This is a genomic window from Streptomyces cyaneus (genome assembly GCF_004028635.1).
Taxonomy (GTDB): Bacteria; Actinomycetota; Actinomycetes; order Streptomycetales; family Streptomycetaceae; genus Streptomyces; species Streptomyces cyaneus.
This window is the reverse complement of record NZ_RQJW01000012.1, coordinates 65255-84245: the sequence shown is the minus strand read 5'-3', so window position 1 is coordinate 84245 and position 18991 is coordinate 65255. Positions and strand designations below refer to the sequence as shown.

The window sequence follows — 18991 nt, the reverse complement described above, 5'->3', positions numbered from 1 at the left end:
CCGCACGAGACAACCCCGCAGGCCCCGAATCCGTCTCAGGATTCGGGGCCTGATCCTTGCCCGGATCAGGGGCCTGATCGTCGCTGTCCGTCATCCACCTCTCCCCAAAGCCATTCCATCGAGTGACCGCTGCCCCATCCGGCTGACGTGGGCCGAAGCCCCAACTAGGGTGCGGCGCAAGCGTTCCGGCACTTGGCCCACCGGCATTGCGATGTCAGTGGTGGGTGCCACAGTGGGGGAGTGAGCAAAGCCAGGACAGTTCGGACAGCCAGGGCAACGGGGAGGGGGTGAGGTCCGGCCGTGACCGGTATGGGTGCGGAGGTGGGTGCGCAGTCCGCGCGCGCCCGGGCCCTCGCCGTGCTGCGCATCCGCAGCCGCGCGCTGGCCGTCGCCCTGCTGCCCGCGGCGGTCGCCGTGGTGCTGCTCGTCGGCGCCTCCACCGGCCACCTCGTCGGCCCGGGCTGGCACGCCGCCCGCTGGGTCGTGACCCCCGTCGCCGTCCTCGTCCTGCTCGCCGCCGCCGGCATCGCCCTGGTCGTCGCCCGCGCCCGCCCCGCCGTCAGCCCCACGGTCCCGATAGCCGAGGAGCAGGCCCCGGACCTGTACCGGATGGTGCGCGACCTCGCCGACCGCCTCGACGTGCCCGCACCGTCCGCGATAGCGCTCACCCCGGACTGCGACAGCTGGCTGGAGGACCGCACCCACCCGTCCCACGGCCCGCCCCCGCCCGAGGACCGCGACGAGCGCGAGGTCAACGGTCTGCGGGGTGGAAGCACACGCGGCACCCGCCGTACGCCCGCCGCTCCCGTGCTCGTCATCGGCTCCCCGTTCCTGTGGTGGATGCGCGTCGGCGAGCTGCGCGCGGTCCTCGCCCCGGTCGTCGCCGGTACGGGACCTTCGGCGCACCCGGACATAGCCCAGGCCCGGCGTTTCGTCCGGGGCCTGGACGCCGCCGTGGCCGTCGCCTCGACGCGCGGCCGGTGCCCGGGGTCGCGGGCCGTGTGCGCGGGCGTCGGCTGGGTCGCGCGGCTGCTGCTGCGCAGCTGCCGGGAGCACGCCACCCAGATGGAGCGGGGCGTCGCCAGCGCCGCCGCCGAGCGTGCACAGGCTGTGGATTACGGGCTGCGGATCGTCGCCCAGGAACAGGTCGGGCTGGCGTACGCCGGCTGGGACCGACTGCTCACGCGCGTGGCGCTGCCCGCCTGGCGGATGGGCCGCTGGCCGTCCCGGCTGGACGCGGGCGTCGTCGCCGCCCTCACCGAGCTGTCCCGCCGGGACCGTCTGGCCGAGGGATTCGCTTCCCGGCTCGGCGAGCGCCCCGCCTGTGACCTGCTCGAAGAGCCCGGCGTGGTCGACGAGGCCGCCTCACTCCTCGCCGCCCGCCTCTTCCACGGCGGCCCGGCCGAGTCCGGCCCGGACTGGTGCCCGGTGGACTGGCAGGAGTATCCGGAGGAGGTCGTCGACCGTAAATGGCGCACCGACGCGGCCCGCCTCCACCGCGTCCTCGACGCCCTCGGCGTTCGCCGCACCACCGACGGCACGCCCCCGGAGGCGAGCGGCCCGACCCTGGCCCGCGTCATGGACCACCTCTCGACCCCACCGGATTCCACGCCCGCCCGGCCCGCCGACGCCCACGCGTCCCCCGCCGCCCAGCCCTCACCCCCAGGGTCGCCGAAGCCCCCGACGCCCCCGAAGCCTCCCAAGGCGCCCTACGCGGCCATGTCCGAGGACGACTCCCCCGACGACCAGGAAACCGAGCGAAGCTCCGCTCTCGCCGCCGGCCTGACCGCCGAGATGGCCCGCGAGGAGGCCGCAGCGCCCGCGGAGCAGACGGCGTCCCCCGTCCCCGACAGCACCCTCCTGGACATCGGCACGCTCCCCCTCTTCCCGCTCCAACCGCCCCGCACCGCCCGCGAGCTGCTCACCGACCACGTCACGGCGATGGTGTGCTGCGCCGCGATGGACACCGCCGGTGCGGCCCCCGGTCTGGACTGGCTCGACGGCCCCACCCTCCTCATCGACGGCGAGCGGGCGGCCGACCTGACCCCCAGAGTCCTCAGCCTCATCGAGGACGGTGATCCGGTGCCGCTTCGCACCTGGCTGGTGGAGTCGGGGATACGCCCGGAGAAGCCGGTACGGCTGGTCTGACGGCTGTTTCACGCCGTATGCGGTCGGAAGCCCCGGTTCCACTTTCGGCCAATTCGCAACGAATAGTGACAGGATGCGTGCGGAATGTGATGTGCTGGGATCGATAGCGCACATGGCAAGGGCTTGCGACATACGACAGCCATACAAAGGCCCGCGTCAGCCCTGCATGGGCCCGCGTCGCACGACGGAAACCGCAAGCGCACACAGCACTCGCACCACACACAACGCTCGATGCACCACCACGGGGGAACGAGGGAGGGGTATGGCCATGGGGTCGGAGCAGATCCGCCGCTGGGAGTCGGGAGCACTCGCGCACGCCGTGACGGACCCCTTCGGCCAGGGCCCCGTCCCCTGGCTGCGCGGCAATGTGACGTACTTCGACGACACCGGCCAGGTCGTCCCCTGGTACGTCGACGGGCAGGCCCACCCCCCGACGTCGGACACCCCGAGGGTCCCGGCTCCCCGCAGCGCCGGCCCCCGCTCCGCGGACGACGTCCACCGCCAGATCAAGGGCTTCACCTCGACCGGAGCGGTCGCCCCCGGCGAGGCCGTCGACTTCCACATCACCGTCGACCCGCCGCAGGAATTCGCCGTCGACATCTACCGCATCGGCCACTACAGCGGCGACGGCGCCGCCAAGATCACCACCAGCCCCCGCCTCTCCGGCATCGTGCAACCCCCGCCGCTCACCGCCGACCGCACGGTCTCCTGCCACCACTGGTGGCTGTCCTGGCGTCTCCAGGTCCCCTCGTACTGGAGCATCGGCGCCTACGTGGCCGTTCTCACCACCGCCGACGGCTACCGCTCCCACATCCCCTTCACCGTGCGCGACAAGCACCCGGCGGACCTGCTCCTGCTGCTCCCCGACGTCACCTGGCAGGCCTACAACCTCTACCCCGAGGACGGCCGTATCGGCGCGAGCCTCTACCACGCCTGGGACGAGGACGGCCGTCTGCTCGGCGAGGCCGACGCCGCCACGACCGTCTCCTTCGACCGCCCGTACGCGGGCGCGGGCCTGCCCCTGCACGTCGGCCACGCCTACGACTTCATCCGCTGGGCCGAGCGCTACGGCTACGACATCGCCTACGCCGACGCCCGCGACCTGCACGCGGGCCATGTCGACCCCACCCGCTACCGCGGCCTGGTCTTCCCCGGCCACGACGAGTACTGGTCGTCGAACATGCGCCGCACGGTCGAGCTTGCCCGGGAGAACGGCACGTCCCTCGTCTTCCTCTCCGCCAACTCCATGTACTGGCAGGTCGAGTTGGGCCCCTCCCCGTCCGGCGTCCCCGACCGCCTGATGACCTGCCGCAAGCGCCAGGGCCCGGGCCGCCCGGTGCTCTGGCGTGAAATCGACCGTCCCGAGCAGGAGGTGATCGGTATCCAGTACGCGGGTCAGGTCCCCGAGCCGCACCCCCTGATCGTCCGCAACGCCGACCACTGGCTGTGGGAGGCGACCGGCGCCCACGAGGGCGACGAGATCGCCGGCCTGGTCGCCGGCGAGGCCGACCGCTACTTCCCGCGCACCCCGCTCCCGGACCACGAGGAGCGCATCCTGCTCGCCCACTCCCCGTACACCGACCGCGAAGGCGCCCTCCGCCACCAGGAGACGTCCCTCTACCGCGCCCCCTCCGGCGCCCTGATCTTCGCCTCCGGAACGTTCGCCTGGTCCCCGGCGCTGGACCGCCCGGGCCACGTCGACGCCCGTGTCCAGCGCGCCACCGCCAACCTCCTGGACCGCATCTGTAAACGTGACTGAGCTCACGTACGCCCACGTCACCGCCCCTTTCGAGCCCACCCCACCCCAAGGGCGATCCCCGGCATACGGGAGAATCGAGCCACTTGGCCCGCCCGTCTCCCACCACCGCCCTATTCGAGCCCTGCGGGCGCCCCTTTCGTTCAACCACGGGGAGGAACCGTGTCCGGATTCGTAGAAAAGCCCGAGCCGATCCAGGTTCCGGGCTTGGTACACCTGCACACCGGCAAGGTGCGCGAGCTGTACCAGAACGAGGCGGGCGACCTCGTGATGGTCGCCAGCGATCGCATCTCGGCGTACGACTGGGTGCTCCCCACCGAGATCCCCGACAAGGGCCGCATCCTCACCCAGCTCTCCCTGTGGTGGTTCGACCAGCTCGCCGACCTGGTCCCCAACCACGTCCTGAGCACCGACGTGCCGGCCGGCGCCCCCGCCGACTGGGCGGGCCGCACCCTCGTCTGCAAGTCGCTGCAGATGGTCCCGGTGGAGGCCGTGGCCCGCGGCTACCTCACCGGCTCCGGCCTGGTCGAGTACAACGAGTCCCGCACCGTCTGCGGCCTCGCCCTCCCCGAAGGCCTCGTCGACGGCAGCGAACTCCCCGCCCCGATCTTCACCCCGGCCACCAAGGCCGAGGTCGGCGAGCACGACGAGAACGTCTCCTACGAGGAGGTCGCCCGCCAGGTCGGCGCCGACACCGCCGCCCAGCTGCGCCAGGCGACCCTCGCCGTCTACTCCCGTGGCCGGGACATCGCCCGTGACCGCGGCATCATCCTCGCGGACACCAAGTTCGAGTTCGGCTTCGAGGGGGAGCGGCTGGTCATCGCCGACGAGGTCCTCACGCCGGACTCCTCCCGCTTCTGGCCGGCCGACCAGTGGGAGCCGGGTCGCGCGCAGCCGTCGTACGACAAGCAGTTCGTGCGCGACTGGCTGACCTCGCCGGCCTCCGGCTGGGACAGGAAGAGCGAGCAGCCCCCGCCGCCGCTGCCGCAGGAGGTCGTGGAGGCGACCCGGGCGAAGTACGTGGAGGCGTACGAGCGCCTGACGGGCACGAGCTGGTCGTAGCGCGGAAACGGCGAAGCCCCCGGCGAATCCGGAAAGCCGGGGGCAACGCAAAAGCCCCCGGCCGAAACCGGGGGCTTTCATCTGGAGCGGACGACGAGGCTCGAACTCGCGACCTCAACCTTGGCAAGGTTGCGCTCTACCAACTGAGCTACGTCCGCACTGCGCCGTGGCGCGAGAGCAACTATACCCAACCTCGCTCCCGCGCGAGACGCACTGCCGCGTGCCGATTCTCCGCCCCGAGTTTCGAGACGGCCGACGACAGATAGTTCCGCACGGTCCCCTGGGACAGCGCGGCCCGCTCCGCGATCTCCGCGACGGGCGCCCCATCGGCCGCCAGTTCCAGCACCTCGGCCTCCCGCGCGGTCAGCGGCGAGTCCCCGGCGGCGATGGCGTCGGCGGCCAACTCGGGGTCGACGTAACGGTTTCCGGCGTGCACGGTACGGATGATCTCCGCGAGCCGCTGAGCGCTCACGGTCTTCGGGACGAACCCGCGCACACCCGCCTCAAGGGCCCGCTTCAGATGCCCGGGCCGCCCGTGACTGGTCACGATCAACACCTTGCAGCCGGGCAGTTCGGCGCGCAGGGATGTGGCGACCTTCACACCGTCCGCGCCGGGCATCTGAAGATCGAGGACGGCGACATCGGGTTCGTGGGCCCGGGCCATCGCCAGTGCCTCCGGCCCGCTCGCCGCCTCGGCGACGATCACGAGGTCGTCCTCCAGGGAGAGCAGCGTGGCGAGCGCACCCCGGATCAGATGCTCGTCGTCGGCGAGCAGCAGCCGTACGGACCCGGTCATACGGCGGCCTCCCGCACGCCCGCCCCTGCCAACGGCACCTCAGCCACCAGCCGGAACATCCTCTCTCCGATGCGCCCGGCCTCCAGCGTGCCGTCCACCGCGGCCAGCCGCTCCCGCAGCCCGGCCAGCCCGGAGCCTCCACCCCCGTCACAGGCTCCGGCCGCCCCGTCGTTCTCCACCGTCTCCGCGGCGGCCCCGTCGTTCTCCACCGTCAACACCACGCGCCCCTCCGTCACCCGCACTCCCACCACGCACCGCCCGGCGTCCCCGTGCCGCAGCACATTGGTGGTCGCCTCCCGCACCACCCACGCCAGCGCCGACTGCACCTCGGCGGGCAGCCCGGCCGCCTCCCCGGTCACCTCGCACTCGATCCCGGCGGCCGTCAACACACCCTGCGCACCGGCGAGTTCGACCCCGAGGTCGGCCTCCCGGTATCCCCGTACGACGTCCCGCACCTCGCGCTGCGACTCCTGCGCGATCCGCTGCACCTCGATCATCTGCTCCACGGCCTCGGGCCGCTCACGCCGCGCCAACTGCACGGCGAGTTCGCTCTTCAGGGCGATGACCGCCAGATTCCGCCCCATCACGTCGTGCAGATCCCGCCCGAAGCGGAGCCGTTCCTCGGCCACGGCGAGCCGGGCCCGGGTCTCACGGGCTTCGTCGAGTTCGTAGACGGCGTTGAGCAGCCAGACGGAGAAGATGGCGCTGAAGGCGAGGAACCCGCCGCCGAGCAGCACCGCCAGCGCACTGACCAGTGCGGCGGGGGCCGGCTGGCCCAGCGGGAAGGCGACGACCCCCGCACCGGCCGCGAAGCCCGCGACGACGGCGTACACGCGCCGCCGGTTGCGCACGCCGAGCGCGATGATGCCCGCTCCGAAGATCAGCACGACGCCGAAGACGCCGCCCGCCGCGGAGTCGACGCCGTCACCGTCCGGACCGTGCTCGGCTACGACGAGGGCCGTGACGGCGACCGCCAAGGTGACGGCGCCGAGCGCCCACAGCAGCCGTACGGGCTGCTCACGCCGGCCCCGCACCCAGTCCAGCGCCCGCGACACGGTCAGGGCACAGACCGCCGCGTGCGCGCAGACCAGAAGCATCAGCCAGGCGCCCAGCGCGAGTCCGAGCTCACCGGTCACCGGCAGTCCGACCGCCATGATCTCGATCACCGCGAAGAAGTGGAACGACCACCTCGTGTACGTCTCCACCTTCTCCGGCGTGCTCTTCCCCCGCCACCACGTGCCCGGCCCGCGCATATGTCGTCCCCCTGCTTCAGCGCCGCGGTTCCCACCGGAACCACCGCCGTACAGCCAACACTCCCAGGACCGCCCAGGCCAGTCCGGTCATCACGGGACCGATCACCTCGTAGGCCGACAGCCCGCCGGTCCAGCCGCCGCGCACGAGCGTGATCACCGGGGTCAGCGGCAGCAGTTCGCACACCGACGCCACCCGGTCCGGCAGGACCTCCAGGGGGACGAACATCCCGGAGAAGATCATGGAGAGGAACAACACGGGCAGCGTCGTGACCTGCGCACTCTCGACGGTGCGGGTGAAGGACGAGGTCACGGCGGCCAGCGACGCACACAGTACGACCCCCAACAGCAGTCCCAGCACGGCGAGATGGGGAGCGCGGGGCGCGCCCACATCGAGCAGGACGGTGCAGCCGACCGCCAGCACCAGGCTCTGCGCGAGGCCCGTGGCCACGGCAGGCAGCGCGGCCCCCGCCAGGATCTCGGTGTCCTTCAGCTCGCCGGTGCGCAGCCGTTTGAGGACGAGTTCCTCGCGCCGGGCGGTGTAGACGGCGACGAGTGTCGCGTACACCGCGTAGAGCAGTGAGAAGCCGATCGAGGCGGGCAGGATGACCGTGCCGAGGGTGAGGCCGACCTCCGCCAGGTCCATCTCCTTCGCCGCCATCTGCGCGCTGAAGGGCAGCACCAGCGGCACGAACAGCGCCGCGAACAGCGTGCCCTTGCTGCGCCCGAGCAACGTCAGCTCGGCCCGGGCCAAGGCCGTCATCCGCCCCACCGGGGTGGTCACCGCCGTACTCATGCCGCGTACTCCTTCGTCTTGGCAGCTCCCGCCGCCTCCCGCGCGATCCCCAGGAACGCCTCCTCCAGCGAGGCCGCCCGCACATCCAGCCGCCCCAGCTCCACCCCGGCCCCCTCGGCCCACACCAGCAGCCGGGTCGCCGCCCGTTGCAGCTGATGGGTCCGCAGCCGTACGACCCGCCCGTCGACCTCGTGCCCGCTCACCCCCATCTCGGCGAGCGGCGGCAGGTCGCCCACGAAGTAGCCCTCGGGCAGCTCGAAGGAGATCCGCGCCGGCTGGGCCGCGGTCACCTCGGCCGGAGTCCCCGCGGCCGCGATGCGCCCCTCGTGCAGGATCGCGAGCCGGTCGGCGAGGCCCTCGGCCTCCTCCAGGTAGTGCGTGGTCAGCAGCACGGTCGTACCGGCGTCCCGCAGCCCCCGCACCAACTCCCAGGTGTCCCGGCGCCCTTCGGCGTCGAGGCCGGTCGTGGGCTCGTCCAGGAACAGCACCTCGGGATCCCCGAGCAGCGCGAGCGCCAGGTCCAGTCGCCGCCGCTCACCCCCGGACAGCTGCTTCACCCGCACGTCGGCCTTCCCGGCCAGCCCGACCAGCTCCAGCACGTCCCGCGGCGGCCGTGCCCCGCTCACACACCCCGCCCACATCCGCGCGGTCTCGGCCACGGTCAGCTCGGACGGAAACCCGCCCTCCTGCAACATCACCCCGGTCCGCGGCCTTACGACGGCCCGCTCGGCGTAGGGATCGCACCCGAGCACCCGCACCCGCCCGCCGGCCGGCCGGGCGAGCCCTTCCAGCAGCTCGACGGTGGACGTCTTGCCCGCGCCGTTGGTGCCGAGCAGCGCGAAGACCTCGCCGCGGCCCACGGAGAACGTGATGCCGCGCACCGCCTCGAACCCGCCCCCGTACACACGCCGCAGGTCAGTGACCTCAATCACGTGTTCGTGTTCGTCGATGTTCATGACATCAGCCTCCCGGCAAGGGGAGCCCCACAGCAGTGCGCGCTGTCACCACTCCGCATGACAAATGTCAGGAGGCCGCGCACAGCACATGAAAAACCCCGGTCCACTGGACCGGGGTTTCTATCAAGAGCGGACGACGAGGCTCGAACTCGCGACCTCAACCTTGGCAAGGTTGCGCTCTACCAACTGAGCTACGTCCGCATTGCCCCCGACCAGCTTCCACTGATCGGTGCGAGCACCAGCCTACCTGATCCACGTCAGTGGTTCGTACGGCGATGCAGAGCGGGTGACAGGAATTGCACACTGCGCCTTCCCCCTGGAAGGGGGATGTTCTACTACTGAACTACACCCGCATGCTCGGCGAGCTGGGCTTTTCTGCCCCGCCCGGCGGCGTGCTCCAGACATTAGCTGATCAGCAGGGGGGTAGCGCAAGTCGGTTGTCGCTCCGCACCAAGTCGGCCGTCCCCAGGGCCCGCTGACGGGCCCTGAGTCCACACCCTCGGGTCACCTCACCGAGCTGAGGTCACCGCGCCGAGGCGAACGCCTCGTAGACCTTCTTGGGGATGCGGCCGCGGGCCGGCACCTCCATCTTGTTGGCCTGTGCCCAGGCCCGGACGGCCGCCGGGTCCGGGGCGACCTCGGTCTGCTTGTACGCCTTGCCTGACTTCGACCGCTTGCGGCCGGCCTCCACGTACGGCGCGAGCGCCTTACGCAGTTTCTTGGCATTGGCTTCATTCAGGTCGATCTCGTACGACTTGCCGTCGAGTCCGAAGGCGATCGTTTCCGCCGCTTCTGAGCCGTCGATGTCGTCAAAGAGAGTGACCACGACCTTCTGCGCCACGAATATCGGTCCCTTCGTCCGGCATGTCATACAGCTCAGCTGGGATGACGTGCCGAGTCTCGGCTATTTACCAATTCATTTGTACAGTGCCCGGCAATGCAATGGGAAGCCCGACTAAATCTGTCCGCGTGTCCGAGCGCAATAGCTATCTGCGGCTGATCGGGGATCTTTCCCGTAACTTTTCGTGAACGCACCCCTTCGATACCGGATCGTGACGGCTGTCACGTAGCTTCCTACAACTCTACTCGCGTAGAAATTTTGTGCGGGTAGTCTGAAGGAACCTGCTCAGCACCACACACCGGGAGTGCCAGTGGCACGCGTCGTAGTCGACGTCATGCTCAAGCCGGAGATCCTCGACCCCCAGGGCCAGGCGGTGCAGCGCGCACTGCCGCGGCTGGGTTTCGAAGGCATCTCCGACGTACGTCAGGGAAAGCGATTCGAACTGGAAGTTGACGGGCCGGTCGACGAGGCCGCGCTCGCCCGCATCCACGATCTTGCGGAATCCTTCCTCGCCAACACCGTGATCGAGGACTTCACCGTCAAGGTGGAGGAAGTCGCGGAGGCCGCGAAGTGACCGCTCGTATTGGCGTCGTCACTTTCCCGGGGAGTCTCGACGACCGGGACACTCAGCGGGCGATCCGCCTCGCGGGCGCCGAACCGGTCGCTCTCTGGCACAAGGACAAGGACCTCCACCAGGTGGACGCGGTCGTCCTCCCCGGTGGTTTCTCCTACGGCGACTATCTGCGGGCCGGCGCCATCTCCCGCTTCTCGCCCGTGATGGAGACGGTCATCGAGCAGGCCAAGGCAGGCCTCCCGGTCCTCGGTATCTGCAACGGCTTCCAGATCCTCACCGAGGCGCATCTGCTGCCCGGCGGGATGCTCGGCAACGACCACCTGCACTTCATCTGCCGCGACCAGAAGCTGCGGGTGGAGAACGCGGAGACGTCCTGGACCAGCGACTACACCGCCGGTCAGGAGATCCACATCCCGCTGAAGAACATGGACGGCCGTTACGTCGCCGACCAGTACACGCTGGACAAGCTGGAGGCCGAGGGCCGGGTCGCGTTCCGCTACCTCGACTTCAACCCCAACGGCTCGCTCAACGACATCGCCGGCATCACCAACGAGGCCGGGAACGTCGTAGGCCTCATGCCGCACCCGGAGCACGCCGTCGAGCCCCTCATCGGGTCGGGCCGCACCGACGGTCTCCCCTTCTTCACCTCGATCCTCAAGAAGCTGGTCAACGCATGAGCCGGACGCCTCTGGACACGGTCGAGCACGCGGCCGCGACCCCCGACGTCGAGCTGCCCTGGGCCGAACTCGGTCTGAAGAAGGACGAGTACGAGCGGGTCGTGGAGATCCTCGGCCGCCGGCCCACCGGTGCCGAGCTCGCCATGTACTCCGTCATGTGGTCCGAGCACTGCTCGTACAAGTCCTCGAAGGTGCACCTGCGCCAGTTCGGCGAGAAGGCACCCGAGAACGACGCCCTGCTCGTCGGCATCGGTGAGAACGCCGGTGTCGTGGACGTCGGTCAGGGTTACGCCGTGACCTTCAAGGTCGAGTCGCACAACCACCCGTCGTACGTCGAGCCCTACCAGGGCGCCGCGACCGGTGTCGGCGGCATCGTCCGCGACATCATCGCGATGGGCGCGCGGCCGGTTGCCGTGGTCGACCCGCTGCGGTTCGGTGCGGCCGACCACCCGGACACCAAGCGCGTCCTGCCGGGTGTCGTCGCCGGCATCGGCGGCTACGGCAACTGCCTGGGCCTGCCGAACATCGGCGGCGAGGTCGTCTTCGACTCCTGCTACCAGGGAAACCCGCTGGTCAACGCCGGTGCCATCGGCGTCATGCGGCACGAGGACATCCACCTCGCGAAGGCGTCCGGCGCGGGCAACAAGGTCATCCTGTACGGGGCCCGGACGGGCGGTGACGGCATCGGCGGTGCGTCGATCCTCGCCTCCGAGACCTTCGACGACGCCAAGCCGAGCAAGCGCCCGGCGGTCCAGGTCGGTGACCCCTTCCAGGAGAAGCTGCTCATCGAGTGCACCCTGGAGGCCTTCCAGGAGAAGCTGGTCGTCGGTATCCAGGACCTGGGTGCCGCCGGTCTGTCCTGCGCCACGTCCGAGCTCGCCTCCAACGGCTCCGGCGGTATGCGCGTGACGCTGGACGACGTACCCCTGCGTGACTCGACGCTCTCGCCCGAGGAAATCCTCATGAGCGAGTCGCAGGAACGCATGTGCGCGGTCGTCGAGCCGGAGAAGGTCGAGCGGTTCCTGGAGATCTGCGCGAAGTGGGACGTCATCGCCACCGTCATCGGTGAGGTGACCGACGGCGACCGCCTGGAGATCTACTGGCACGGCGGCAAGATCGTCGACGTCGATCCGCGGACTGTGGCGCACGAGGGCCCGGTCTACGAGCGCCCGTACGCCCGCCCGCAGTGGCAGGACGCCCTTCAGGCGGACGACGCCAACAAGCTTGCGCGGCCCGCGAGTTCGGCAGAGCTGAAGGACCAGGTCCTGAAGCTGGTGGCCTCTCCCAACCAGGCCTCCAAGAAGTGGATCACCTCGCAGTACGACCACTTCGTGCAGGGCAACACCGTCCTCGCCCAGCCCGAGGACTCCGGCATGATCCGCATCGACGAGGCGACCGGCCTCGGCGTGGCCATCGCGACGGACGGCAACGGCCGGTACGCCAAGCTGGACCCGTACCACGGCGCCCAGTTGGCGCTGGCGGAGGCGTACCGCAACGTCGCCACGACCGGCGCCAAACCGCTCGCGGTCTCCGACTGCCTGAACTTCGGCTCGCCCGAGGACCCGGCGGTGATGTGGCAGTTCGCGGAGGCGGTGCGCGGACTCGCCGACGCCTGCCAGCAGTTGGGCACCCCGGTGACCGGCGGCAACGTCTCGCTCTACAACCAGACCGGCGAGGTCGCCATCCACCCGACCCCCGTGGTCGCGGTCCTCGGCGTCATCGACGACGTGGCCCGGCGCACCCCGGTCGCCTTCCAGGAGGAGGGCCAGCTGCTGTACCTCCTCGGCGACACGCGTGAGGAGTTCGGCGGTTCGGCCTGGTCGCAGGTCGTGCACGACCACCTCGGTGGTCTGCCGCCCAAGGTCGACCTGGAGCGCGAGCGCCTGCTCGCCGAGATCCTGATCTCCGCCTCCCGCGACGGCATGATCGACTCCGCGCACGACCTGTCCGACGGCGGTCTGATCCAGGCGGTCGTGGAGTCGGCGCTGCTCGGCGGCAAGGGCGCGCGTCTGGTCGTACCGGACGGGCTCGACGCCTTCACGCTCCTGTTCTCCGAGTCGGCGGGACGCGCGGTCGTCGCCGTGCCGCGCTCCGAGGAGGTCCGCTTCAACGACATGTGCGGTGCGCGGGGCCTGCCGGCCACCCGCATCGGTGTCGTCGACGGTGACTCCGTCGAGCTCCAGGGCGAGTTCGCGCTCTCCCTGGAGGAGCTGCGCGTGGCGCACGAGGAGACGATCCCGGCGCTGCTCAAGTAGGCAGCCAGCGGTCCTACGGCTCTGAAGCCCCCGTCCCGGTCATCGGGCGGGGGCTTCGTCGTGCGGTGACCTGACCTGACTCTCTCGCCCGACTCACGCTTGCACGTAATTACGTAGTTCCGTAATCTATGGGTCGTGGATCTCGAACAGCGGGTCGCGGACCTGGAACGCCGACTGGCAGCGCTGGAAGCGGCAGGCCGGACGGCTCCTCGCGTCGGAGACGGGGACTTCTGGGCCCTGGAGACGCTGAAGGAGCAGATGTCCGAGGCGGGTGCCGTGGACGGGGGCGTCCTGTTCACCGGCGCGGTACGGCTGCCGACCGAGGAGCAGTACGCCTGGCAGCACACCGCGTTCGTCGAGGACCTGCTCGACGACGACTGGCCGGAGGCCGCCGACGTCTTCGCCGCGCTCGGCCATCCGGTACGGCTGCGGCTGCTCCGCGAGATCATCGGCGGCCGGCGCACCGCGGCCGAGCTCGCCGAACTGGAGGAGATCGGCACGACCGGCCAGATCTACCACCATCTGCGCCAGCTCACCGCCGCGGGCTGGCTGCACACCACCGGACGCGGCCGCTACGAGGTGCCGCCGGGGCGGGTCGTCCCGCTGCTCGTGGCGCTGTCGGCGGCCAGACCGTAAGTCACCGAAACATCGCAGCACCGCAGCATCGCAACAGGGGGAAACAATGTCCGCACGCAAGCTCGCCATGATCGCCTTCCGGCTTCTGCTGGCGGCCTTCTTCGCCGTGATCATCGCCGACGCCTGGCTCGACCTCGGGTATCCGCACTGGTGGAACTTCCTGCCACTGGTCCTGGCGTACGCCCTCGTCTTCACCGTCAACCGGACGGGCCGCACACCCGACAGCCCACCCAAGGACCGCGAGCCGATCGAGGTCGAGCCGCCCGTCGCCGGCCGCTGGTCGGCGCTCAACAGCCCGGCCGACCGCACCCCGAGCCACGGCACCCACGCCTACGGCCAGACCTACGCCATCGACATCGTCGCCGAGCCCGAGCCGGGCGCCCGCCCCGGGTTCAGCGCACTGTGGCCGCTCGCCCGGCGCAACGCCGACTTCCCGGCCTTCGGTGCCCCGCTGCTCGCGGTGGCCGACGGCACGGTCGTACGGGCCGACGACCGGCAGCGTGACCATCTGAGCCGCACCTCGCTGCCAGGGCTGCTGTATCTGATGCTCGCCGAGGGGTCGATGCGTGAGATCGCCGGCGTCCGGCGGATCGTCGGCAACCACCTCGTCCTCGACCTCGGCGACGGCACCTACGCCCTCTACGCCCATCTGCGTCGAGGCTCGCTCACCGTCGCCGAGGGCGACCGGGTGCGCGCCGGCCAGGTGCTCGCCCGGTGCGGGAACTCCGGCAACTCCAGCGAGCCGCATGTGCACTTCCAGCTGATGGACGGCCCCGACCCGGACACCGCCCGCGGCATCCCCTTCACCTGGCGCGGAATCGGCGTCCCCCGCAACGGCGAGACCTTCGAGGCCCCCACGACGGAATCGCAGCCCGCATAGGCTGCCGCCATGCCGTCGGCCAAGAAGCGCACCCGCACCTATGACCCCGCCAAGATCCGCACCGCGACCCTCGCCCAGTTCGGGAACGTACGTCAGGCCGTACGCAGCCTGACCGCCGAGCAACTCGCGCTGCCCACCCGGCTGGGCGACTGGACCGTACGGGAGCTGGCGGCACACGTGACCATGGCCGTGGAGACCGTCAGCCGCAACCTCGACCGCGACGAGCCGGCCAAGCCCGAACTCACCCTCCTGGACTGGCCCTTCGCCACCGTCGACCGCGCCGGCGACATCGCCGACGGCACGCGTGAGCTGGCCGCCGCCAACCCGGACCTCGACGCCCTCTACACCCGCACCGAGGAGCGCCTCACACAGAAGCTGGCGGACGCGCCCGGCGACCGGCTCCTCGCCGCCCGCACCGGCGCCATGACCCTCGCCGACTACCTGGTCACCCGTACCGTCGAACTCGTCGTCCACACCGACGACCTGAACGCCGCCGTCCCCGGCCTCGACATCCCGTACGACCGCCAGGCCCTCGCCGCCTGCACCCGTCTCCTCGCCGACGCCCTCGCCGCGAGGGCGCCCGGCGGCTCTACCGAGGTGCGGATCCCGCCGTACGCGGTGGTGCAGTGCGTCGAGGGGCCGAGGCACACCCGGGGCACCCCGCCCAACGTCGTCGAGACCGACCCGCTGACCTGGATCCGGCTCGCGACCGGGCGGCTGGCGTGGCGGGACGCCGTGGCGGACGCCAAGGTGAGCGCGAGCGGGGAGCGGGCGGACCTGGGCGGATTGCTGCCGCTCATGGGGTGAAACGCGGAACCAGTCCCGCGCCCCTCCCGTCCCACCGGCATGAACACACTCGGCACACTCGGCATGGACAAGCAGCGACTGGCCGCCCTCGCCGCACTGACCCTTCTCCCGCTCGCCGTGGCCTGCGGCAGCGAGGACGCGGGCAGTGGCTCGGTCGATGCCGGGGCGTCGGCCTCCGTCACCGGCGCGCACTGGGCCGTCGAGGAGGTCACCGTCGACGGGAAGAAGAGCGCCGCCCCGAGCAGCGCCTGGCTGCGCATCGCCGACGGTGGCGAGGTCAAGGGCAACCTCGGCTGCAACAACTTCGGCGCCGACGCCGATTTCGCCGACAGCCACGTCACCTTCGGCAAGATGCAGGCGACCGAGATGGCCTGCGAGGGGGTCCCCGTGAACTTCGAGCAGACGCTGGCCCGCACCCTCTCCGACGGCGACCTCACCACCGAGGTCGAGGGCGACAAGCTCACCCTCACCACGGCGGACGGCGACCGCGTCGCCCTCACCAAGCAGAAGGCCGCCCCGCTCTACGGCACGAAGTGGACCCTCACCAGCCCCGACACCGGCGGCAAGGCCCACCTCACCTTCGACGAGAAGGCCCAGATGGTCAGCGGCAGCCTCGGCTGCAACAAGGTGAGGGCGACGGCGACGGTCAGCGACGGCCGTATCACGCTGGGCACGGCGTCCACCACGCGAATGATGTGCGACACCTCACTCATGAATACGGAGAAGACCCTCCTGGGCCTCTTCGACGGCACGGTGAAGTACGAACTCGATCACCGCAACCTCACCCTGACCAGCGAAAACGGCGAACACGTCAACGCGGCCGCCACAGAGTGATCCTTTACAGGCGCGTATCCCCAATTCGGACCAGTGGTCGATCTCGCCTACACTCGGAGCCGTGCCACGTGGTGACGGTCGACTCAATCATGATCTGCTCCCCGGCGAGAAAGGCCCCCAGGACGCATGCGGCGTCTTCGGTGTCTGGGCTCCCGGTGAAGAGGTCGCCAAGCTCACTTACTTCGGGCTCTACGCCCTCCAGCATCGGGGCCAGGAATCCGCGGGAATCGCGGTCAGCAACGGCTCCCAGATCCTCGTCTTCAAGGACATGGGACTGGTCTCCCAGGTCTTCGACGAGACCTCGCTCGGTTCGCTCCAGGGTCATATCGCGGTCGGTCACGCCCGCTACTCGACCACCGGCGCCTCCGTGTGGGAGAACGCCCAGCCGACCTTCCGCGCCACCGCGCACGGCTCCATCGCGCTCGGCCACAACGGCAACCTGGTCAACACGGCGCAGCTCGCCGAGATGGTCGCCGACCTGCCCAAGCAGGAGGGCGGCCGCACTCCGCGCGTCGCGGCCACCAACGACACCGACCTGCTCACCGCGCTGCTCGCGGCCCAGGTCGACGACGACGGCAAGCCGCTGACCATCGAGGAGGCCGCCCACACGGTCCTTCCGCAGGTCAAGGGCGCCTTCAGCCTCGTCTTCATGGACGAGCACACCCTGTACGCCGCCCGCGACCCGCAGGGCATCCGCCCGCTGGTCCTCGGCCGCCTGGAGCGCGGCTGGGTCGTCGCCTCCGAGTCCGCCGCCCTCGACATCTGCGGCGCCAGCTACGTCCGTGAGGTCGAGCCGGGCGAGTTCATCGCCATCGACGAGAACGGCCTGCGCACCTCCCGATTCGCGGAAGCGAAGCCCAAGGGCTGTGTCTTCGAGTACGTGTACCTGGCCCGCCCGGACACCGACATCGCCGGCCGCAACGTCTACCTCTCCCGCGTGGAGATGGGCCGCAAGCTCGCGAAGGAAGCCCCGGTCGACGCCGACCTGGTCATAGCGACCCCGGAATCCGGCACCCCGGCCGCGATCGGCTACGCGGAGGCGAGCGGCATCCCGTTCGGTGCGGGTCTGGTGAAGAACGCGTACGTCGGCCGTACGTTCATCCAGCCCTCGCAGACCATCCGCCAGCTCGGCATCCGCCTGAAGCTGAACCCGCTGAAGGAAGTCATCAAGGGCAAGCGCCTGGTCGTCGTCGACGACTCGATCGTGCGCGGCAACACCCAGCGCGCCCTGGTCCGCATGCTCCGCGAGGCGGGAGCGGCGGAGGTCCACATCCGGATCTCCTCCCCGCCCGTGAAGTGGCCCTGCTTCTTCGGCATCGACTTCGCCACCCGCGCCGAGCTCATCGCCAACGGCATGACGATCGAGGAGATCGGCACCTCGCTCGGCGCCGACTCCCTCTCGTACATCTCCATCGACGGCATGATCGAGGCGACCACCATCGCCAAGCCGAACCTCTGCCGCGCCTGCTTCGACGGCGAGTACCCGATGGATCTCCCGGACCCCGAGCTGCTCGGTAAGCAGCTGCTGGAGACGGAGCTGGCCGCCGGCCCGGCCGCCACGGCCGCCGCCGACGCGATCCGCCGCCCGTAGTTGCGGGCCCGTCACACCTGCCGTACGACACGAAGGTTCTCTACTGCCATGTCTGAGACAACTGGTGCCAGCTACGCAGCCGCGGGCGTCGACATCGAAGCGGGCGACCGCGCGGTCGAGCTGATGAAGGAGTGGGTGAAGAAGACCCAGCGGCCCGAGGTCCTCGGCGGCCTCGGCGGTTTCGCCGGCCTCTTCGACGCCTCCGCCCTCAAGCGCTACGAGCGCCCCCTGCTTGCCTCCGCCACCGACGGCGTCGGCACCAAGGTCGACATCGCGCGCCAGCTGGGCGTGTACGACACCATCGGCCACGACCTGGTCGCCATGGTCATGGACGACATCGTGGTGTGCGGTGCCGAGCCGCTGTTCATGACCGACTACATCTGCGTCGGCAAGGTCCACCCCGAGCGCGTCGCCGCCATCGTGAAGGGCATCGCCGAGGGCTGTGTGCTCGCCGGCTGCGCCCTGGTCGGCGGCGAGACGGCCGAGCACCCCGGCCTGCTGGGCCCGGACGACTTCGATGTCGCCGGCGCCGGTACGGGCGTCGTGGAGGCCGACCGGCTGCTGGGCCCCGATCGCATCCGTAAGGGTGACGCGGTGATCGCCATGGCGGCGTCCGGTCTTCACTCGAACGGGTACTCGCTGGTCCGGCACGTCCTGCTGAACCAGGCCGGTCTGGCCCTGGACGCGCAGATCGACGACCTCGGCCGCACCCTCGGCGAGGAACTGCTGGAGCCGACGAAGATCTACTCGCTGGACTGCCTGGCCCTCACCCGCACCAGCGACGTGCACGCCTTCAGCCACGTCACGGGCGGCGGTCTGGCCGCCAACCTGGCCCGGGTGATCCCGGACACGCTGCACGCGATCGTCGACCGCAGCACCTGGACCCCGGCCCCGATCTTCGACCTCGTCGGCAAGACCGGTCAGGTCGAGCGCCTGGAGCTGGAGAAGACCCTGAACATGGGCGTCGGCATGATCGCGATCGTGCCCGAGGAGTCCACGGACGCGGCCCTGGCGACGCTGGCCGACCGAGGCGTGGACGCCTGGGTCGCCGGCGAGATCACGGACAGGGGCGACCACGAGACGGGCGCTGCCCTGATCGGCACGTACTCAAAGTAAACGAGCCGCCGGCTGA

General features: G+C 70.4%; 17 protein-coding genes and 3 tRNA genes. 12 read left to right on the top strand and 8 right to left on the bottom strand.

All coding sequences use genetic code 11. The features are described 5' to 3' along the window. Positions 1-309 precede the first annotated feature (309 nt). The 3 genes from EHO50_RS35750 to EHO50_RS35740 all read left to right on the top strand — a co-directional run bounded on the left by EHO50_RS35750 (position 310) and on the right by EHO50_RS35740 (position 4966). Positions 310-2148 carry a M48 family metalloprotease gene (locus tag EHO50_RS35750; RefSeq protein WP_164905057.1) on the top strand — a complete coding sequence of 613 codons (1839 nt, stop codon included), beginning with the start codon at positions 310-312 and terminating at the stop codon, positions 2146-2148. A gap of 268 nt (positions 2149-2416) precedes the next feature. Beyond that, positions 2417-3907, top strand: a complete 1491-nt coding sequence (locus tag EHO50_RS35745; RefSeq protein WP_128435397.1) for a N,N-dimethylformamidase beta subunit family domain-containing protein — start codon at positions 2417-2419, stop codon at positions 3905-3907. Positions 3908-4066: 159 nt separating this feature from the next. Further along, a complete protein-coding gene (locus EHO50_RS35740; protein ID WP_128435396.1) occupies positions 4067-4966 on the top strand; it encodes a phosphoribosylaminoimidazolesuccinocarboxamide synthase in 900 nt (299 codons plus the stop codon). Between the two features lie 82 nt (positions 4967-5048). On the opposite strand, the gene EHO50_RS35735 is transcribed toward EHO50_RS35740, so the two are convergent. From EHO50_RS35735 to EHO50_RS35700, 8 genes are all read right to left on the bottom strand, one after another. Continuing rightward, positions 5049-5124, bottom strand: a tRNA-Gly gene (locus EHO50_RS35735). 23 nt (positions 5125-5147) lie between these two features. Next, entirely contained in the window at positions 5148-5762 is a 615-nt protein-coding gene (locus EHO50_RS35730) for a response regulator transcription factor (RefSeq protein ID WP_128435395.1), read from the bottom strand. Further along, positions 5759-7015, bottom strand: a complete 1257-nt coding sequence (locus EHO50_RS35725; protein ID WP_128435394.1) for a sensor histidine kinase — start codon at positions 7013-7015, stop codon at positions 5759-5761. The genes EHO50_RS35730 and EHO50_RS35725 overlap by 4 nt, the downstream gene beginning before the upstream one ends. Positions 7016-7031: 16 nt before the next feature. Further along, the gene (locus EHO50_RS35720; protein ID WP_128435393.1) at positions 7032-7808 is read right to left on the bottom strand and encodes an ABC transporter permease; all 777 of its coding nucleotides are present in this window, start codon (positions 7806-7808) and stop codon (positions 7032-7034) included. Beyond that, positions 7805-8764 carry an ABC transporter ATP-binding protein gene (locus EHO50_RS35715; RefSeq protein ID WP_128435392.1) on the bottom strand — a complete coding sequence of 320 codons (960 nt, stop codon included), beginning with the start codon at positions 8762-8764 and terminating at the stop codon, positions 7805-7807. Before EHO50_RS35715 ends, EHO50_RS35720 begins: the two co-directional genes overlap by 4 nt. Positions 8765-8892: 128 nt before the next feature. Continuing rightward, positions 8893-8965: transfer RNA gene (locus tag EHO50_RS35710), tRNA-Gly, on the bottom strand. 80 nt (positions 8966-9045) lie between these two features. Next, a tRNA-Gly gene (locus EHO50_RS35705) sits at positions 9046-9117 on the bottom strand. A 170-nt stretch (positions 9118-9287) separates the two neighbouring features. After that, the gene (locus tag EHO50_RS35700) at positions 9288-9605 is read right to left on the bottom strand and encodes a histone-like nucleoid-structuring protein Lsr2 (protein WP_128435391.1); all 318 of its coding nucleotides are present in this window, start codon (positions 9603-9605) and stop codon (positions 9288-9290) included. Positions 9606-9915: 310 nt separating this feature from the next. On the opposite strand from EHO50_RS35700, the gene purS reads away from it, so the two are divergent. The 9 genes from purS (at position 9916) to purM (ending at position 18975) form a co-directional block, all read left to right on the top strand. Then, positions 9916-10179, top strand: a complete 264-nt coding sequence (gene purS / locus EHO50_RS35695; RefSeq protein WP_015659417.1) for a phosphoribosylformylglycinamidine synthase subunit PurS — start codon at positions 9916-9918, stop codon at positions 10177-10179. Continuing rightward, positions 10176-10856, top strand: coding sequence for a phosphoribosylformylglycinamidine synthase subunit PurQ (gene purQ, locus EHO50_RS35690; protein ID WP_128435390.1), 681 nt, complete (start codon positions 10176-10178; stop codon positions 10854-10856). Before purS ends, purQ begins: the two co-directional genes overlap by 4 nt. Continuing rightward, positions 10853-13111: a phosphoribosylformylglycinamidine synthase subunit PurL gene (gene purL / locus EHO50_RS35685; RefSeq protein WP_128435389.1), complete on the top strand. Its 2259-nt coding sequence runs from the start codon at positions 10853-10855 to the stop codon at positions 13109-13111. The genes purQ and purL overlap by 4 nt, the downstream gene beginning before the upstream one ends. 135 nt (positions 13112-13246) lie before the next feature. Continuing rightward, complete coding sequence (locus EHO50_RS35680) at positions 13247-13747, top strand: ArsR/SmtB family transcription factor (protein ID WP_128435388.1); 501 nt, start codon at positions 13247-13249, stop codon at positions 13745-13747. A gap of 46 nt (positions 13748-13793) precedes the next feature. Further along, positions 13794-14627 (top strand): M23 family metallopeptidase, encoded by an 834-nt coding sequence (locus tag EHO50_RS35675; protein ID WP_128435387.1) that lies wholly within the window; start codon positions 13794-13796, stop codon positions 14625-14627. A 9-nt stretch (positions 14628-14636) separates the two neighbouring features. After that, positions 14637-15434 (top strand): maleylpyruvate isomerase family mycothiol-dependent enzyme, encoded by a 798-nt coding sequence (locus EHO50_RS35670; protein ID WP_128435386.1) that lies wholly within the window; start codon positions 14637-14639, stop codon positions 15432-15434. A 39-nt stretch (positions 15435-15473) separates the two neighbouring features. Then, positions 15474-16268 carry an META domain-containing protein gene (locus tag EHO50_RS35665; RefSeq protein ID WP_128435385.1) on the top strand — a complete coding sequence of 265 codons (795 nt, stop codon included), beginning with the start codon at positions 15474-15476 and terminating at the stop codon, positions 16266-16268. A gap of 61 nt (positions 16269-16329) precedes the next feature. Then, positions 16330-17859, top strand: coding sequence for an amidophosphoribosyltransferase (gene purF, locus EHO50_RS35660; protein WP_128435384.1), 1530 nt, complete (start codon positions 16330-16332; stop codon positions 17857-17859). 48 nt (positions 17860-17907) lie between these two features. Next, entirely contained in the window at positions 17908-18975 is a 1068-nt protein-coding gene (purM, locus tag EHO50_RS35655) for a phosphoribosylformylglycinamidine cyclo-ligase (protein ID WP_128435383.1), read from the top strand. Positions 18976-18991: the final 16 nt, after the last annotated feature.

Bases quoted from the DNA above. Each gene is read 5' to 3' on its own strand.
- EHO50_RS35750 (WP_164905057.1), top strand. From the start codon at position 310: ATGGGTGCGGAGGTGGGTGCGCAGTCCGCGCGCGCCCGGGCCCTCGCC.
- EHO50_RS35745 (WP_128435397.1), top strand. From the start codon at position 2,417: ATGGGGTCGGAGCAGATCCGCCGCTGGGAGTCGGGAGCACTCGCGCAC.
- EHO50_RS35730 (WP_128435395.1), bottom strand. From the start codon at position 5,762: ATGACCGGGTCCGTACGGCTGCTGCTCGCCGACGACGAGCATCTGATC.
- EHO50_RS35725 (WP_128435394.1), bottom strand. From the start codon at position 7,015: ATGCGCGGGCCGGGCACGTGGTGGCGGGGGAAGAGCACGCCGGAGAAG.
- EHO50_RS35720 (WP_128435393.1), bottom strand. From the start codon at position 7,808: ATGAGTACGGCGGTGACCACCCCGGTGGGGCGGATGACGGCCTTGGCC.
- EHO50_RS35715 (WP_128435392.1), bottom strand. From the start codon at position 8,764: ATGAACATCGACGAACACGAACACGTGATTGAGGTCACTGACCTGCGG.
- purL (WP_128435389.1), top strand. From the start codon at position 10,853: ATGAGCCGGACGCCTCTGGACACGGTCGAGCACGCGGCCGCGACCCCC.
- EHO50_RS35675 (WP_128435387.1), top strand. From the start codon at position 13,794: ATGTCCGCACGCAAGCTCGCCATGATCGCCTTCCGGCTTCTGCTGGCG.
- EHO50_RS35670 (WP_128435386.1), top strand. From the start codon at position 14,637: ATGCCGTCGGCCAAGAAGCGCACCCGCACCTATGACCCCGCCAAGATC.
- EHO50_RS35665 (WP_128435385.1), top strand. From the start codon at position 15,474: ATGAACACACTCGGCACACTCGGCATGGACAAGCAGCGACTGGCCGCC.
- purM (WP_128435383.1), top strand. From the start codon at position 17,908: ATGTCTGAGACAACTGGTGCCAGCTACGCAGCCGCGGGCGTCGACATC.